Source organism: Nonomuraea sp. NPDC059007, assembly GCF_042740555.1.
Taxonomy (GTDB): Bacteria; Actinomycetota; Actinomycetes; order Streptosporangiales; family Streptosporangiaceae; genus Nonomuraea.
Genome location: NZ_JBHYJD010000099.1, coordinates 1 through 15,000, shown reverse-complemented (window position 1 = coordinate 15,000; position 15,000 = coordinate 1). Strand labels below are relative to the sequence as shown.

The 15,000-nt window shown below is 67.6% G+C and carries 17 protein-coding genes; 8 read left to right on the top strand and 9 right to left on the bottom strand.

What is annotated here, in order from left to right:
• Positions 1 to 667: 667 nt before the first annotated feature.
• The 4 genes from ACFWY5_RS57310 to ACFWY5_RS57295 all read right to left on the bottom strand — a co-directional run bounded on the left by ACFWY5_RS57310 (position 668) and on the right by ACFWY5_RS57295 (position 3,159).
• Positions 668 to 1,450, bottom strand: coding sequence for a carbonic anhydrase family protein (locus tag ACFWY5_RS57310; RefSeq protein ID WP_379640292.1), 783 nt, complete (start codon positions 1,448 to 1,450; stop codon positions 668 to 670).
• Between the two features lie 26 nt (positions 1,451 to 1,476).
• Positions 1,477 to 1,815, bottom strand: coding sequence for a hypothetical protein (locus tag ACFWY5_RS57305; RefSeq protein WP_379640291.1), 339 nt, complete (start codon positions 1,813 to 1,815; stop codon positions 1,477 to 1,479).
• 370 nt (positions 1,816 to 2,185) lie between these two features.
• The gene (locus tag ACFWY5_RS57300; RefSeq protein ID WP_379617054.1) at positions 2,186 to 2,797 is read right to left on the bottom strand and encodes a helix-turn-helix domain-containing protein; all 612 of its coding nucleotides are present in this window, start codon (positions 2,795 to 2,797) and stop codon (positions 2,186 to 2,188) included.
• Positions 2,794 to 3,159, bottom strand: a complete 366-nt coding sequence (locus ACFWY5_RS57295; RefSeq protein WP_379617267.1) for a hypothetical protein — start codon at positions 3,157 to 3,159, stop codon at positions 2,794 to 2,796. Before ACFWY5_RS57295 ends, ACFWY5_RS57300 begins: the two co-directional genes overlap by 4 nt.
• 516 nt (positions 3,160 to 3,675) lie before the next feature.
• On the opposite strand from ACFWY5_RS57295, the gene lanKC reads away from it, so the two are divergent.
• From lanKC to ACFWY5_RS57280, 3 genes are all read left to right on the top strand, one after another.
• Entirely contained in the window at positions 3,676 to 6,210 is a 2,535-nt protein-coding gene (gene lanKC, locus ACFWY5_RS57290; protein ID WP_379640290.1) for a class III lanthionine synthetase LanKC, read from the top strand.
• Entirely contained in the window at positions 6,207 to 6,353 is a 147-nt protein-coding gene (locus tag ACFWY5_RS57285) for a class III lanthipeptide (protein WP_379617058.1), read from the top strand. The genes lanKC and ACFWY5_RS57285 overlap by 4 nt, the downstream gene beginning before the upstream one ends.
• A gap of 365 nt (positions 6,354 to 6,718) precedes the next feature.
• Positions 6,719 to 6,850, top strand: coding sequence for a hypothetical protein (locus tag ACFWY5_RS57280; RefSeq protein ID WP_379640289.1), 132 nt, complete (start codon positions 6,719 to 6,721; stop codon positions 6,848 to 6,850).
• Here the strand turns inward: ACFWY5_RS57280 and ACFWY5_RS57275 are convergent.
• The gene (locus ACFWY5_RS57275) at positions 6,847 to 7,542 is read right to left on the bottom strand and encodes a PLP-dependent aminotransferase family protein (RefSeq protein ID WP_379617062.1); all 696 of its coding nucleotides are present in this window, start codon (positions 7,540 to 7,542) and stop codon (positions 6,847 to 6,849) included. The genes ACFWY5_RS57280 and ACFWY5_RS57275 overlap by 4 nt on opposite strands.
• A 308-nt stretch (positions 7,543 to 7,850) precedes the next feature.
• On the opposite strand from ACFWY5_RS57275, the gene ACFWY5_RS57270 reads away from it, so the two are divergent.
• Positions 7,851 to 8,300, top strand: coding sequence for a hypothetical protein (locus ACFWY5_RS57270; protein WP_379640288.1), 450 nt, complete (start codon positions 7,851 to 7,853; stop codon positions 8,298 to 8,300).
• Positions 8,301 to 8,574: 274 nt separating this feature from the next.
• On the top strand, positions 8,575 to 9,084 hold the full coding sequence (locus ACFWY5_RS57265) for a MerR family transcriptional regulator (RefSeq protein WP_379640293.1): 510 nt from the start codon (positions 8,575 to 8,577) through the stop codon (positions 9,082 to 9,084).
• 25 nt (positions 9,085 to 9,109) lie between these two features.
• Here ACFWY5_RS57265 and ACFWY5_RS57260 read toward each other — a convergent pair whose 3' ends face one another.
• Positions 9,110 to 10,498 carry an MFS transporter gene (locus ACFWY5_RS57260; RefSeq protein ID WP_379640287.1) on the bottom strand — a complete coding sequence of 463 codons (1,389 nt, stop codon included), beginning with the start codon at positions 10,496 to 10,498 and terminating at the stop codon, positions 9,110 to 9,112.
• Positions 10,499 to 10,596: 98 nt separating this feature from the next.
• On the opposite strand from ACFWY5_RS57260, the gene ACFWY5_RS57255 reads away from it, so the two are divergent.
• From ACFWY5_RS57255 to ACFWY5_RS57245, 3 genes are all read left to right on the top strand, one after another.
• Positions 10,597 to 11,199 (top strand): TetR/AcrR family transcriptional regulator, encoded by a 603-nt coding sequence (locus tag ACFWY5_RS57255; RefSeq protein WP_379640286.1) that lies wholly within the window; start codon positions 10,597 to 10,599, stop codon positions 11,197 to 11,199.
• 188 nt (positions 11,200 to 11,387) lie between these two features.
• Positions 11,388 to 11,759: a hypothetical protein gene (locus ACFWY5_RS57250; RefSeq protein ID WP_379640285.1), complete on the top strand. Its 372-nt coding sequence runs from the start codon at positions 11,388 to 11,390 to the stop codon at positions 11,757 to 11,759.
• Between the two features lie 88 nt (positions 11,760 to 11,847).
• Positions 11,848 to 12,348, top strand: coding sequence for a helix-turn-helix domain-containing protein (locus ACFWY5_RS57245; protein WP_379640284.1), 501 nt, complete (start codon positions 11,848 to 11,850; stop codon positions 12,346 to 12,348).
• Positions 12,349 to 12,934: 586 nt separating this feature from the next.
• Here ACFWY5_RS57245 and ACFWY5_RS57240 read toward each other — a convergent pair.
• The 3 genes from ACFWY5_RS57240 to ACFWY5_RS57230 all read right to left on the bottom strand — a co-directional run bounded on the left by ACFWY5_RS57240 (position 12,935) and on the right by ACFWY5_RS57230 (position 14,896).
• Positions 12,935 to 13,639: a hypothetical protein gene (locus tag ACFWY5_RS57240; protein WP_379617074.1), complete on the bottom strand. Its 705-nt coding sequence runs from the start codon at positions 13,637 to 13,639 to the stop codon at positions 12,935 to 12,937.
• Between the two features lie 31 nt (positions 13,640 to 13,670).
• Positions 13,671 to 14,594: a hypothetical protein gene (locus tag ACFWY5_RS57235; protein ID WP_379617076.1), complete on the bottom strand. Its 924-nt coding sequence runs from the start codon at positions 14,592 to 14,594 to the stop codon at positions 13,671 to 13,673.
• An 86-nt stretch (positions 14,595 to 14,680) separates the two neighbouring features.
• Positions 14,681 to 14,896, bottom strand: coding sequence for a response regulator transcription factor (locus ACFWY5_RS57230; RefSeq protein ID WP_379640283.1), 216 nt, complete (start codon positions 14,894 to 14,896; stop codon positions 14,681 to 14,683).
• Between the last annotated feature and the right edge of the window lie 104 nt (positions 14,897 to 15,000).

Here is a 15,000-nt window from a genome sequence, read left to right as displayed (position 1 = left end):
AGCCTGCCGAACACCACCGAGGTGAGATCACCATGCCCGCCGGTCGTCAGCACCTGCCGGGCCGACACCTTGATCGGCTCGCCCGCTGACGCGTGAACGGCGCCGCCGGTCAGCAGAACAGCCGTCATGAGGAGAGCTCCCCACCGGCCCCTCGCTGTCACGTCAGGCAAGGGTTCAGCCTTGCGCTTCTGCGATCGCGCTCGTCCAGTTACGACACGTGGTCACGACGAAGCGCTCCGTAGCACCAATTCCATGCCGATGGGCACGATGCCGAAGGTATTGACCGGTTGTTCAGGAGGTGCGAGCGGAACACCGGCCATTTCCTGGTCAGCCAGAGGTTGCCACCCACGGCCTCCGCGCCGCGCCACAGATTGGCGCGACTTTTGCGGAGTATCGCTTCGCCGGGCGTGGCGGCGACATCCGTTCCCTGGAATACCTCGACTAATTCTTGTTCACTCATCAGGTGTTGCACTCTCTGGAATCGTCTGAGGTCCGGTGGCATGGCGAGGGCGAATATAGCCCATCCCGTCACCTTAGTCCACGCAGTGTCGTACCCCAGCCCAAGCTGGCCCCATCCATGAGAAACGCCGACGACGGTCCCGCAGCCTGAGAGCAGGAGAATTGGGCCCCACCCTTCCTGCTGGAAGGGTGGGGCAGGTGTGAGGTGTCAGTGTGCGTAGACGTTGGGAGGAGGGGAGTTCGTCTGGACGGTTCTGTGGTTGAACACCCGTGTACCGCCCTGCGTCCATGCGTTATTGAAGGAGGTGACGTTTCCGTTTTGAATGTTGACGCGCGCGTTGAAGACGATCCACGTCACTCCGGGGGTGTATGGAGGTGTCGTCAGAGATCCGGTGTACCGGTAGTGGGTGCGGTCGACCGGCAGCAGATTGGCGAGGTTGATGTCGCTGTGCGATTTCAGCTGGTCGGTCACCCTCGGTGGGTCGGTCAGGAACGCGTCGAAGGTGGTCGAAGTGAAGATGTTCGGGTCGGTCTTCGACTGCACTGCGAGAACTAAGGTCTGCCCGCCGACCGACTCGTGCTGGAGATGCGCCTCGATGGGGGACACGGCGTCGCCGGCGAACCGATGCTCGGACAATCCGTGGAAGTGCACGTTGAGGAGCTTGTAATGCACACCAGCATAGGTGACATAGAGGTCGGCGTTGTTGACCTTGAATTTCATCTCATCGTTGGATGACGTCTGCCCTTGGGGTGCGGCGTCGTGGAATTCGAAAACTCCGCTCAGCAGTGTGCTGTAGGTGGCGGGAATGATGAGCTGGTTGGCGGTACCCGATATCGCACAGGCCCGATCGATCTCCACGGGGCTGGCGACGGCGGAGTCGGTTCCGGGTGAACATACTGCGACGCCCTGCGCGGATGCTGTCCCCGGGACGCCGACCAGGGCGATGAGGGTGAAGAAGGCGACGGCTAATCGATAGATACGTACCGGCATGCGCAAACCTTCCGTGAACGGCCCTCTTATATGCGACAAGGGCTCAAATGGTGAGCCTCATCATCAAATAAGAGGGGCATTGGGGAGATGTCTCCTACTGCGATTTCCGGTTCCTCGAACACCCTGCGTCTGACCTCCAGGCAGGTCGTCAGCGCGCCGGTCTCCACGGTGAAGTCGGCGGTCAGCGTGGCGAGCTTCTTCACCGTCTCGTCGGTCGTGAGCAGGCCGCTGTCGATCACGATGACCTGGAGGAGCTCGCCGAAGATTTCGACGTCCGGTCTCTGCTGGATCCGGTCGCGCGGGAAGGCGCGAACGCTGGAGTTCCCACGCACTGTCTGCGGATGACGTTCGCTGTCATCTGTCATTCTGTTCTCCGTGGTCTGCAGGATGCCTGTTCGTGATATCGGGCCAGCCGCCCGTACGGCAGCTTTCTGCACGAATGGCGCAGGATTTCCGCACGCTGTGACAAATCATGGCAACGACAGCGTTCTGGTGCCGTGAGGGCGGTGGTGCCGAGGCTCCGGCGCCGAACAGCAGGGATCATCCGCGTGAACATGGTCAGCACGCTCGGGACTGTGGCCGTCACGCGCTGACCCGGAGGTGGCTGTCTACCGTGGTCAGGAGTGCCAGGATCGCCGTGACATCCCGGAGACCGGTCCGGCGTGGTGAACATCGGGGTGCATGCCGGATGCGAGGCTTCGTGCGAGGACTGCGTGGAATCCCCGGCACGCCGCGTCAAGGAGATGGTGACGGGCCGGATGGCGTCCGCAGGGAGCGGCGGTAGGTGCTGGGGCTGGTGCCGAAGGTTTGGCGGAAGGCCCGGGAGAAGGACGATGGACTGGTGAATCCCCAGCGGGCGCCGATCACCTGAACGGGCTGCCGGAGCCAGGCGGGGTCGGCCAGATCGGTCCGGCACTGTTCCAGGTGGCGTCGCCGTATGTGCGCGGCCACGCTCTCCCCACGGCTTTCGAATAGGGAGTACAGGGTGCGGAGAGAGACGTTGTGGGAGGCCGCGATGGTTTGTGGTGTCAGATGGAGGTCGGCGAGGTTGTGGTCGATGAAGGCGTCGATACGCCGCAGCAGCACCTGTTTCCGGGTTTCGATCGGGAGACGATCCCAGGCGTCGATCTGCTGGGCCAGCAGTCCGGAGACGAGTTCGAGTATCGACCGCTCCAATGCACGCAGTTGTGGTGTCGCGCAGTGCGCGGCGTGGGTGTCGAGGGAGGTGAGGAACTGGCGGAGGATGGGACCGATGCCGTGGCGCAGGATGAGCCGGCAGCCCAGCGCAGCGTCGAGCCGGTCAGCCGGAAGACTGATCATCGTGCGGGGGATGTGCACGATGATCACCCCGGTCCCTTTCTTGTCAGGGGTTCCGGCGGCGTAGGTGTGGGAGGTGTCGAATAAGACCGCGTCCCCGGCCGCCAGGTCGCTCCCGGTGCGCCGCTGGGAGATCCCCTGCGACCGTGCACGATCATCCCAAGTAGATAGTGCTCCGGATCGCTGCGGCGGATCAGCGCGGGCGTACGCCATGCCCGGTGGGCGGCATGGCTGTGCCGCGAGACCTCGACCTGCCCCAGGCTCAGGACACAGGTTCGCGCTCGGAACCCGGCGGGGTCATCAATGGCCAGGATATGGGGAGCCACGGTCCTGGACACCACATCCTGGTACCAGTCGGCCCTGTCCTTGGGCACGACCTCGTCCGTGGACATCCGCACCCACACGACGGTCTCCTCTCATAAAGCGCTGTACTGGGTGAGCATGCTGGTCTGGGCGTCGACGACCCAGTATGGTGCCAGCGTGGCGGTCTCGGGGAAGACGCCGGAGGCGAGGTGCGCGGGCCGGGGTCGAGGATGATGACGGCGCTGTGCACCGGTTCGGCGGGGGCGGCGCGATGAGCACGGTCCGCTGTCTGGCGCAGGCCGGGGCGCCTTCCCAGGGCAGCAGCCACTTTGCGGGTGACACCGCCCGAGTTGAGGGTTTTCAGGGGATGTAGTCCCCTTGCCGGCGGTCCGGAAATGACAAAGCACTGACGAAGACCACTGACAGGGATGTCGTCGTCTGTGCCGGACACGATTCACCCGGTGTCCAGAAATGTCGTGAAAGGGGGCCGTAAATCGGCTTGGCGCCGCGCTCATTGCGATCCCGCGCCAAAGTCGGTGAATTGCCGGGTTTACAAGAGATCGCGGCCAGAGTCTGATGGAGGCCGGGCTTCTTGGGAGGCGATCGTGCGCTACGAACAGTTCTCCTTCACCGACCCGCTCTTCTATGACCTGCCCTCACGTTCCCCGCTGGCGAACAGGCGGTTCGCCGCCGGCCGCCCCGTCCCCGCCGGATGGCAACGTGAGGAGCGCGACGTCTGGACCGGCCTGATCCCTCCGGGCACACGGCTGCCCATGCAGGGCTGGAAGATCCACGTGTCGGCGGCTGCGGAGTCCGCCGACAAGGTCGTCTGCCAGGTCTGGGACTACTGCGTCCCGCGCACGATCTCGTTCAAGTACCTGACCGACCACTCCGGCTTCCATGTGCGCAACGGAAAGTACGCCGACCGCGGCGGCAGCGGCAAACTCCTCACGCTCTACCCGGACGCCACCGAACTGGAACAGGTGCTCACCGAACTGGGCGACGAACTGGCCGGGACGCGGGGGCCGTACATCCTCAGCGACGTCCGGTGGCGGGACGGGCCGCTGTACGTGCGCTACGGCGCCTTCGTCGAGCGGCACTGCCTCGACGCGCGCGGCGAGCAGGTGGCGGCGATCTCCACGCCGGACGGACGTCTGGTGCCCGACCGGCGGGAGCCGGAGTTCGTCGTGCCCGAGTGGGTGGAGGTTCCGGCCTTCTTGGAAGCCAGCGTGCGGGCGCGAACAAACCCGGATACTCCCCATGAGTTCCCGTTCCTGATCGAGCGGCCGCTGCACTTCTCCAACGGCGGCGGCGTCTACCTGGCCGACGATCCGCGCACCGGGCGCCGCGTGGTGCTGAAGGAGGCGCGACCGTTCGCCGGGCTGGACGTCGGCGGGCGCGACGCCGCACGACGGCTGCGGCATGAACGGGACTTCCTGACCGAGCTCAAGGGCAGCGGCACGGTGCCGGAGCCGTACGACTACCTCACCTGCTGGGAGCACGAGTTCCTGGTCGAGGAGTACATCGAGGGCGATTCCCTGCTCAGCCTGATGACCGGCCGCTATCCCCTGATCCACGCCGACCCGACCGAGGACGAGGTGGCCGCCTACACCCGCTGGGCGCTGGACGTGCTGGAGCGGATCGCGGCGGCCATCCGCACGCTGCACGGGCACGGCGTGGCCATCGGGGACTTCCACCCGCGCAACGTCATGGTGCGCCCCGACGGCCAGATCAGGTTCGTCGATCTGGAGGTCGCCTCCTTCACCCTGGACGAGACTACGGCGATGCTGGGCGCCCCCGGCTACGCGGCGCCGGACGGCCGGACCGGCGCCGAGGCCGACCGCTACGCCATGGCCTGCCTGTACCTCAGCATGTTCCTGCCGCTGACGGCGCTGCTGCCGCTCGACCCGGGCAAGGCCACCGTGCTGGCCGACGCCGCCGCAGACCGGTTCGGCGTCGACCGCGCCCTGTTCGACCAGCCGGTCCGGGAGTTGCGCGACCGCCGTCCCGCGCACACCCACGACCCCGGCCACAACGTTGCCCGGCTGGCCGGGGAGATGGACGCCGGCAGGCTCGATTGGCCGGGCCTGCGCGCGTCCCTGTGCGAGGGGATCGCCGCCGCCGCCACGCCCGAGCGCACCGACCGGCTCTTCCCCGGCGACATCGAACAATTCTCCGCCAACGGCCTCGGCCTGGCCAACGGCGCAGCGGGCGTGCTCCACGCCCTGGCGCTGGGCGGCCGCGAGCGTTCCCCCGCTCACGAGGAATGGCTGCTCGAAGGGGTACGGCACCGCCGCCACAACAGCCGCCTCGGCTTCTACGACGGCCTGCACGGCATCGCCTACACCCTGGAAGAGCTGGGCCGGCGGCAGGACGCGCTGGCCGTACTGGAGAGGGTCGTGAACACGCGGCCGGAGCGGCTGTCGGCCGGCCTGTACGACGGGCTGGCCGGAGCGGGGCTCAACCTGCTGCGCTTCGCCGAGCTCACCGGCGAGGACTCCCTGCGCGAGCGGGCCGTGGCCGCCGGCAGGGAACTGCTCGCCCGGTGGGAGACGACCCGCTACCGGCCCGGCCTGCTACACGGCCCATCCGGCCAGGCGCTGCTGCACATCCGCCTGTTCGAGGCCACCGGCGACCAGTCGTTCCTCGACCACGCCGCGACCGCGCTGCGCGCCGACCTCGCGGTCTGCGCGACGCTGGCCGACGGCAGTGTGCAAGTGGATGAGGGCTGGCGGATGATGCCCTACATCGCCACGGGCAGCGTCGGCATCGGCCTGGTCCTGCGGGAGTACCTGCGTCACCGCGAGGACGAGGCGTTCACGACCGCGCTGGCCGGGATCGGCCGGGCGGCCCGCTGCGAGTTCGTCATCGGCTCCGGTCTCATGAACGGCAGGGCGGGCTTCATCGCCTTCCTCGCCGGGCCGCGTGAGCCGGAGCTTCTCGACCGGCACCTGCGCAGGCTGTCCTGGCACCTCCTGCCCTACCGCGGCCACGCCGCGTTCCCCGGTGAACAGCTGATGCGGCTGTCCATGGATCTGGCCACCGGTTCCGCCGGTGTCCTGACGGCGCTGTGCGCCGTGTTCGACGGCACGCCCGTTCTGCCCTTCCTCACTCCCTCAGAAAGGACACGATCGGCATGACGCACGTACTGGACCTGCAGAGGCTCAAGAACCCCGACGCCGACCTCGAGCGCGCGGTCGCCGGCAACAGCAGCGTCAGCCTCCTGATGTGCGGTGACAGCAGCACGCTCAGCATCATGTTGTGCCACGGCTGCCACTGCTGACCGGCCCTTCTTCGATCAGCGCCGACCCGGCCGGCCTTCATCCGGCCGGATCGGCGCGCACGGCTTTGGCCGATCCGATAGCGAGGCCGGCAGGGTTTGCGGCCGGCCCAAAGCCGGGTGGCGGGGCCGCTCTGAGAGGGCTGAGCTTCCCCCAGCTCTGCGGACACCTTGACCTGAGGTCACCCTTGATCATCAGGGAGGATGCCCTCTGTGGCAGCACCCCCCGATGAGGTGCTGTGGTAGGCGGCGCACAGGACATCAACGGCTGAGCAGGTGGCCACGCTCAAGGCCCAGCCCGGCGGCGTCATCGTCACCTACGGCCTGGGCCCGGACGCCACGGGCTGCTCGACGAGATCCACCTGTCGGTGCCCCCGATCCTGGCCGGCAAGGATGAACCGCCCGAGCCGCTGTTCACCGATGGACTGACGGGCAAGCTGCGGCTGCTCGGCACCCTGGTCGCGGGCGTCGTCGTCCCGTCCTACAGGGCTACGGCTTAACGCAGCAGGTCGGCCAGGGCCGCGACGCCCTGGTCGATGGCCTGCTCGCGGACGTTGCCGAAGCCCATTACCAGACACGGACCGCTGGTTGCCGCGCCTAGTACGTTGCCCGACATGCCGTACAAGCCCACCCCACGCTCACGCGCAGCGGCCACGAGGCTCTCTTCCTTGGCACCGGCGGGCAGGTGCGCGATCGCGTGGAAGCCCGCGTCCAGGCCGGTCAGTCGAATCTGCGGTGCGTGTCGGCCGACGGCGGCTACCAGGGCGGCGGGGCGATGGGCGTAGATCCCGCGCATCTGCCGAAGATGCCGGTCAAACCGCCCCAATTCGATCAGGATCGCCAGCGCGACCTGGTCGAGCGCCGGTGATCCCCGATCCAGTAGCGCCTTCTGCCCCGCCACTCGCCCGGCCCAGCCGGGCGGGCATATCACCCAGCCCAGGCGCAGCACCGGGGCGAGCGTCTTGCTCACCGTCCCGAGCAGAAACACGCGATCGGCGGCCAGACCCTGCAGGGCGCCGACAGGCTGGCGGTCGTAGCGGAACTCCGCATCGTAGTCATCCTCGATGATCAGTCCTCCCCAGGCCAGCAGCTGATGACGCCGCTCGGGAGCCAGCACGACACCGGTCGGCCACTGGTGGGCAGGGGTGAGCACGACGGCCTGCGCGCCACTCGCGGTCAACGCCTCGACCACGACTCCCGCACCATCCACCGGCACCGGGACCTGTCCGGTGCCAGAACTGATGCAGGGGGTCTGACCTGGTCTTCTAGGCTCGTCTCTTGTGTTGTTTCGGCTTCTGTATCTGCTGGTGGTCAGGGTGTTCGGCTGGCTGGTGTTGCTCACACGGGGGAGTGCTTCGAAGAGGTGGAGATCTTGGTGTTGCGGCATGAGGTCGCGGTGCTGTGTCGTCAGGTCGTCCGGCGCAGGCCGGATTGGCCGATCGGGCGTTGCTGGCCGCGCTGGCGAGGACGTTACCCGCTCGCCTTCGGCTGCATCGCATCGTGACACCCGGCACGCTGCTGGCCTGGCACCGCAGGCTGGTCAAGAAGAAGTGGACCTTTCCCGGCAATCACGGTCGGCCACCCATTTCTGAGAAGCTCCGTGCTCTGATCGTCCGGTTGGCGCGGGAGAACTCGGGGTGGGGGCATCGGCGCATCCGGGGCGAGCTCCTTGGTCTTGGATGCCGGGTAGGGGAGGGGACGGTCCGCCGGGTCCTGGCGGCGGCGGGGTTCGGGCCCGCGCCGCGCCGGGCTTCACCGACCTGGCGCCAGTTCCTGACTGCTCAGGCCTGCGGCATCCTGGCGTGCGACTTTCTCCACGTCGATACGGTGTTCCTCAAGCGCCTGTACGTGCTGTTCGTGATGGGATCGAAACGCGGCGCCTGCACATTCTCGGTGTCACGGCTCACCCGACCGGTGCCTGGACGGCGCAGCAAGCGCGCAACCTGCTGATGGAACTCGGCGAACGAGCCGACAGGTTCCGGTTCCTGATCCGGGACAGGGACGGCAGATTCGGCAGAGATTTCGACGATGTGCTCGCCGGCGCGGACGCGCACATCGTCAAGATTCCGCCACGCTCGCCACGGGCGAACGCGTTCGCCATCAGGCGCTGTCACTACGTCAGCCCCTTCACGTTCCGGTTCACGATCCGGCCGAGGTGGTCGATCTCACCCCCGAATAGAGAGACGAAGCGCCGTCTGCGGCCTTATCAATGAGTACCGCAGAGCTGCTTGACGACGTACGAAACCGCAGGCCGGCACCACGAGCAAGTTGTGGCACCGGACAGGCGGCGCTGACCGAGCTGTCGCTGCGCACCATCCGGCACTACGAGGAGGTCGGCCTGGTCCGGCCCTCGGCCCGCAGCCAGGGCGGTTTCCGCCTGTACACCGAGGCGGACGTGGCCCGGCTGATGGTGATCCGCCGGATGAAGCCGCTCGGATTCACGCTGGAGGAAATGGGCGAACTGCTGGCCGTCACCGACCGGCTCGACGGCGGCGAAGCGCCGGCACTGGAGGCGGCCGAGCGCGAGCAACTGCTGGCGCGGCTGGGCCGCTTCCAACAGGCCACTCGTGACCGCTGCCAGGTACTGCACACGCAGCTAAGCCGGGCCGAGGAGTTCGCCGCCGACCTGCAGCGGCACGCCGGCCAGCTGGCCAGCGGCGCTGTCTACCCGCGGTCTGGGGCCATCCACTCCTGCTGGCGGGCGCGAGACAGGCTGCAGCCACCTCCTGCCTGACCCACCGACGCGCAGGAACGCCCGATCAGCGGGCGGGTTGCTGATCGGCCGGCTCGCCAGGGGCGTCGGGTGTGCCGTCACGCCGTCGCGGCAGCGCGGCCGCCAGGAGGGCGACGGCGACCAGCACCACGGCGAGAACGGCGAACGCCTGCCCGTACCCGGCCGCCAGAACGTGTGCCGGTGCCGGACCGCCGCCTACGCCGTCCGGTCCCGTCGTCAGCGTGACCAGAGCGGCCAGGCCGAGCGCGCCGCCGATCTGCTTGGCGGTGTTCATCAGTCCGGAGGCCGCCCCCGTATCGGCCGGGGCGATGCCTGAGGTGGCCGTGACGGTGAGCGGCGTGTTCAGCAGGCCCGCGCCGAGCGAGATCAGCACGGCCGGGCCGCCGATGGCCGTCAGGTAGTCCTGCCCCGGGGCGATGCGGCTCTGCCACCAAAAGCCGGCCGCGCCGATCAGCGCCCCGGCGGCGATGAGCACGCGATCGTCGGCGCGGCGCATCAGCCACGGCGCCACCCGCAGGCCGACCAGCATGGTCAGCAGGGTGTGCGGCAGGAAGGCCAGCCCGGTCTGCAACGGCCCGTAGCCCAGGACGTTCTGCAGGGACAAGGTCAGGAAGTACCACATCGGGTTCAGGCACGCCCCGGCCAGCAGCATCACGGTGTTGCCCAGCCAGATCGGCCGCGGCCGCAGCAGCGACGGCGGAATAAGCGGCGCCCGCGCCACGCGCACCTCGACCAGCACGAACAGGGCCAGCACAACGGCCCCGGCGAGCGCGAAGGCGGGCGCGCCGGACAGGCCATAGGCCAGCGCGCCCAGCCCGGCACTGGCCAACACGGCGCCGAGCACGTCCAGCCGCCGCCGGCCATCGCGCGCCCGGCCGGGGGGCAGGCGGGCCGCGGCCAGGCAGACCAGCCCGATCGGCACGTTGATCAGCAAAATCCAGCGCCAGGACAGGTACTGCGTCAGCGCGCCGCCGATCAGGTTGCCCGCCGTCCCGCCGGCCAAGCTCACCGCCGTCCAGACGGCGATCGCCCGGGTACGCCGCGGCCCCTCGGCAAAGGACGCCATCAAGATCGTGAGTGTGGCCGGAGCCAGGATCGCCGCCCCCACCCCCTGACCGGCGCGGGCGGCGATCAGCGCGCCGGGCACATCGGCCAGCCCGCCGGCCAGGCTCGCGACGGTGAACACCGCCAGGCCCGCGGCAAAGACACGCCGGTGCCCGTACACGTCGGCCAGTCGGCCGCCGAGCAGCAACAGGGCGCCGAAACTCAGCGCGTAGGCGTTGCCGACCCACGCCAGATGCGCCGCGTCGAAGCCGAGCGTGTGCTGGATGGACGGCAGCGCGACGTTCACCACCGACACATCCAGCACCACCATGAACTGCGCGGCGCACAGCAGCGCCAACACGACCGGCACCCGACCCGTCTCCCAACACATTACGATGTGACCACATTGGTTTACGCTGGCTCCAGCATATAATCCGATGTGTACACATTGAGAAGCTGGGAGGGTCCATGGGCAGAGGGCCGGGTGCGCAGCACGCGCAGCGGCGCAATGAGATCGCCGACGCGGTGCTCGCCATCGTCGCCGATCGCGGCCTGGCCGCGGTCTCGCTGACCGAGGCGGCCGCCCGGGCGGGCGTCTCACCCGGCCGGGTGCAGCACTACTTCCCCGCCAAGCAGCAACTCCTGGAAGCCGCCTTCGAGCGCGGCAACGAGCTGTCCAGCGCCCGCATCCGGGCCAAGGCCGGCGCCGACCTGCAGGCCGCCGAGCCCCGCCTGGTGCTTACCACGGTGCTGAACGAGCTCATCCCCTACGACGCCGCCAGCCAGGCGCACATACGTGTACGGCAGTCCTTTCACGCCCTGGCGCTGGCCGACGAGCAGATCGCCGCCCGGCTGCGTCAGCTGTATGACGCCTTCCACCGGGACATGACCGACCTGCTGCACATCGACCAGAGCGCCGGCCGCCTGATGCCCGGCGCAGACCCGCACCGGCACGCGGTCAGCCTGGTGGCGCTCGCCGAAGGCCTGGCCACCTACGTGCTCATCGGCGTCACTACCAGCCAGGCCGCCCAGCACCGCCTGCAGGCGGCGATCGACGACCTTTACCGCTGAGCGCCGCGTCCCACCCGCATCGTCCGCGGGCCCGAAAGCGTCCTGGCGTGCCGAACGGCGTGGGGCTGTGCGCCCCGTAGTGTTACGCTCACACCTGTCCGCTTTCGTTGCAGTTACGCCGCAAGGTCCGAAGCGAACGCCGCACATGCTGCGGCCAAGGGGTCCGAAGGGCGGCATGAGGATGCCTCATGTCTTCTTCCGGCTCCATCCCCCGCCTCCATCCTTCCCACCAGGGCTCCGACTCCGCTCAGCAGGGGCCAGCGCTGGTCGGCGTCGAAGACCTCAATCCACCCTCGTGGGCCGACGCCCGCACGCAGGCCGGCCAAGCCGGGACGCGTCAACTGGTCGGCGGCCTGATCCGCACCGTGACCCTGATAGCAGGCTGGGCCTGGCGCAGCTCCCCGCGCCTGACGCTGGCGGCCCTGGCGGTCTACGCCGGATCGGGAGTAGCCGGCGCACTCGGCCTGCTGGCAACCGCGCATGTGCTGAGCGACCTGCTGAGCGCAGGACCGGCACCGCACCGACTCACCGCCTGTACTGCTTCAAAACTCATCGCGTAGTGCTTGATCTGCGGCTTTGACCTCCAGGCACCGCGCAGGCAAGATCGCGGTCTGTGTCGGTTCGTCTGCTGTATCTGACCTTGACCGGGTGTTTGGCTGGCTGGTGTTGCTGGGGCGCAGCCAGGCGTCCAAGGACGTCGAGATCATGGTCCTCCGCCACGAAGTTGCTGTGTTGAAGCGTCAGGTCGTCCGGCCGAAGCCGGACTGGGCCGATAGGGCGCTTCTAGCGGCCTTGGCCCGCTTCTTGCCGTCGATGCTGCGGGCTCATCGGCTGGTCACCCCCGGCACGTTGTTGGCGTGGCATCGTCGTTTGATCAGACGCGCATGGACCTACCCACACCGTGCCGGCCGCCCCGGAACAAGCAAAGAGGTCCGAGACCTGGTCCTTCGTCTGGCCCAGGAGAATCCGAGGTGGGGGTACCGGCGGGTCCACGGCGAACTGGTGCGGCTCGGTGTGCGAGTCAGCGCGGCGACGGTGCGGCGGATTCTGCGTTCACGCCGACAACCGCTGGCGCCACGAAGCGTCGACACCTCGTGGCGGACGTTCCTGCGCCTGCAGGCGAAAGGACTGTTGGCCTGTGACTGTTGAGTCGGCCTGGGGTGCGGTGGCGGGTTGCTCCCGCTCCGTTTCCCCAGGCCGCTCGCCGAACCCGCCGTGCGGATCTCTCCGCAACGGGCTCTCCACGGTTTCTGCCGTTTAGGTGTATTGCCCCGAGAGGTTGGGGACACGGCTGGCCGGTGGATGGCCTCCGAGTGCGGTGTGGCCGGATCGCCAGCTGACACCACAAGAACCGCAGGCCAGACGCAGAATCCTATTATTGAGCCCCACAGGACCCGCTGATTAGGAGTTTCCTTGATCGATGTCCGCCGGTGTCGGGGCGGTGGCGATCGGTCCTGTCCGGCCGACGCCAGCGCATCTTGCGCTGACGACTTGGTCAGAAGAATGATCCTTTGCGGCGCAACCTGCGCTCATAACGCTTGAGCTGCACGACATGACGTCCAAGTAGAAGCTGAGCAACTGCTCAAATCGGGCTGAGCGTTCGCTCAGACGAGAGTGATCGACACTTGAATGACTCCAGGTCAGATTAGGTGGACGAATTTTCGGCACCCACAATGTACCGACGACAAACGTCGCTGACGTCGCCGCCCACTGGTGGAGGGGAGCTCTGAACCGGTCAGAGCCCTTGCCAGGGCGTCGTGGGCAGTTCTTCGGGCCAGTCCGGTATCAACGCACGCACGAAGGAATCGGCGTCGTAGCGCGCACTGGCCTCGGGCCACGGCGGAAACTCCGCCTCCGGGGCGGATCGGATCCACCCGGTGTATCGCAGTTCCTCGACGGCCAGGCCGCGCTCGTCACCCAGTTCCGCCTCCATCTGCACGCCCAGCCCGTCGCTGTGCACCATCGCCCGAGTCGGTGCCTGATAGTGCGGGTTTCGCCATCCTAGCGTCGCCAGCGTCGTGTCGAGCCCTGTCCGGAGGGATGGCTCGGTCAGGTTCTCGCGGGCCAGCCAGGGATTCATCACCGTTCCCGCGGCGGGTCCCGGCCGGACACCTCCAATGGCGAGCAGCAGGCCCAGTTCCCAGTCCCAGAAGGTCGGGCCTTCCACCTCGGCCCAGTGCGTGCCCGTCGTCGTCTCCACCGGCATGCGCAGGGCGCCTTCGGCGAAGTACTGGGGCAGGGCCGGCCCTACGGCCTTTCCGTCCATCGATGTCGTGACCTTGCCGAGTACTCGACGGGCGGGAAAGTCCACCAGCATGTCCGTGGCCGAGGTCACCCCCGGCTCCACCACGTGGATGGATGTGTGCGCCCGTGACCGTCCCGTGAGCAGCAACCGCTGAACCAGCGATGCGGCGGCCTGTGCGGTCGCCGCATCGTTCACCGGGTCATGGTTCGTCAATGAACCGCTCCCCCTACCACTCCGATTTGCAGACTCCGTGGCACGGCCGCGTCTCACTCCCGCACACCACGAGAAGGCAGGCGAGCGCCAGTGCCAGTGTAGGCAGACGTATGCAATTCTGCGCGCGGTCGGAGCAGTTGGCGCCTATGCACGCGAACATGCACCTGAAGTAGTCATTGGGGCTGAGCGGTTCAGCCTCACCCGGCCGAGCCAGCGACAGGGGCGAGACCTGCAGCGCGGCCGTATTGATCCTGCCGCCGGATGCCAATGCTTTCGGATCGCCGGACACGTACTCGAGCGAGGCGTCGACCCGGCCCCGGGCGACACGTCTCACCAGCACGGCGGCTCGGGTGGGATCTCCGTCCTTGCGGGCGTAGAACGACAGGACGGCCGCGTCCGCGACGGTGCCCACCACGATCTCCTCCTGCGGCATCAGTTCGAAGCCGGCGCGCAGAAGCCTCTGCCGCACAACGTCCATGCGGTCGTATCCGGCGGCCTGGGCGAGGAGGTCCCTCTTCTCCTCCGCGGTGAGTTCCGGCGTTGTTCCCGCCAGTGCCGTACCGGGAAGCAGTATCGATCCGGTGACCACTGCCAAACCGGCCACTCCGGTTCGGAGAAAGGCACGCCGCTTCTCCGAGACGTTGCCACGGTCATCGCCGATGGCCCTCAGCACCGTCGCGGACTGCCGTGCGCCCAGATGACGGACGAGCGTGGCGATCATTGACACCCCGGTGAGCAACCGGGTCTTCTGCGAGGAGAGCACCACGAGCGCGGGCCGCAGGGGAAGAGGCTTCCCTGCCTCCTCCGCCCATTGCGCGGCCAGTGGGTCATCCAGTCGCACGGCATCCAGGCGCTGCTCGGAAACCGCAACGACCTCGGTCGCGAGTTTGCTGCATCGACCGCACTTGCCTTCATAGAGCAGGATGTGTCTGCGCATTGAGAATCCTTCTGCGAGGCTGACCTGAGTCGGTGACACAGAACACGCTAGGCGTGTGTATTGCGCATGACGTCCACCCGCTGGGGTCAACTTTCGCAGTACATAATCAGCTCTCCCTGGAAGCGTCGGCGGCAGGCCGTCACCAAACCGCAGTCGTAGGCCAATGCCACGACTTGGGCCCTGTTCGACAAGCCCAGCTTGGCCATCAGACGATTCAAGTGTGTCTTCACCGTTCCCTCGCTCAAGTGGAGGATTTCGGCGATTTCTCGATTGGAAATGGCGCGCCCCACCAGCGCCAGCACCTGCTGTTCCGGTCACGTCCACGGACGTGGTGTATGAATCGATCTTCGCGTGATCCTGTTTCTGCAGGTTAAGCGGTAAGTGTCCGCGGGAGCGGGTTCTGGGC

What these genes read in the sequence shown, in the direction of transcription:
- ACFWY5_RS57310 (WP_379640292.1), bottom strand. Translation starts at nt 1,450, where the DNA reads ATGCCGGTACGTATCTATCGATTAGCCGTCGCCTTCTTCACCCTCATC.
- ACFWY5_RS57305 (WP_379640291.1), bottom strand. Translation starts at nt 1,815, where the DNA reads ATGACAGATGACAGCGAACGTCATCCGCAGACAGTGCGTGGGAACTCC.
- ACFWY5_RS57295 (WP_379617267.1), bottom strand. Translation starts at nt 3,159, where the DNA reads ATGTCCACGGACGAGGTCGTGCCCAAGGACAGGGCCGACTGGTACCAG.
- ACFWY5_RS57285 (WP_379617058.1), top strand. Translation starts at nt 6,207, where the DNA reads ATGACGCACGTACTGGACCTGCAGAGGCTCAAGAACCCCGACGCCGAC.
- ACFWY5_RS57255 (WP_379640286.1), top strand. Translation starts at nt 10,597, where the DNA reads ATGGGCAGAGGGCCGGGTGCGCAGCACGCGCAGCGGCGCAATGAGATC.
- ACFWY5_RS57250 (WP_379640285.1), top strand. Translation starts at nt 11,388, where the DNA reads ATGTCTTCTTCCGGCTCCATCCCCCGCCTCCATCCTTCCCACCAGGGC.
- ACFWY5_RS57235 (WP_379617076.1), bottom strand. Translation starts at nt 14,594, where the DNA reads ATGCGCAGACACATCCTGCTCTATGAAGGCAAGTGCGGTCGATGCAGC.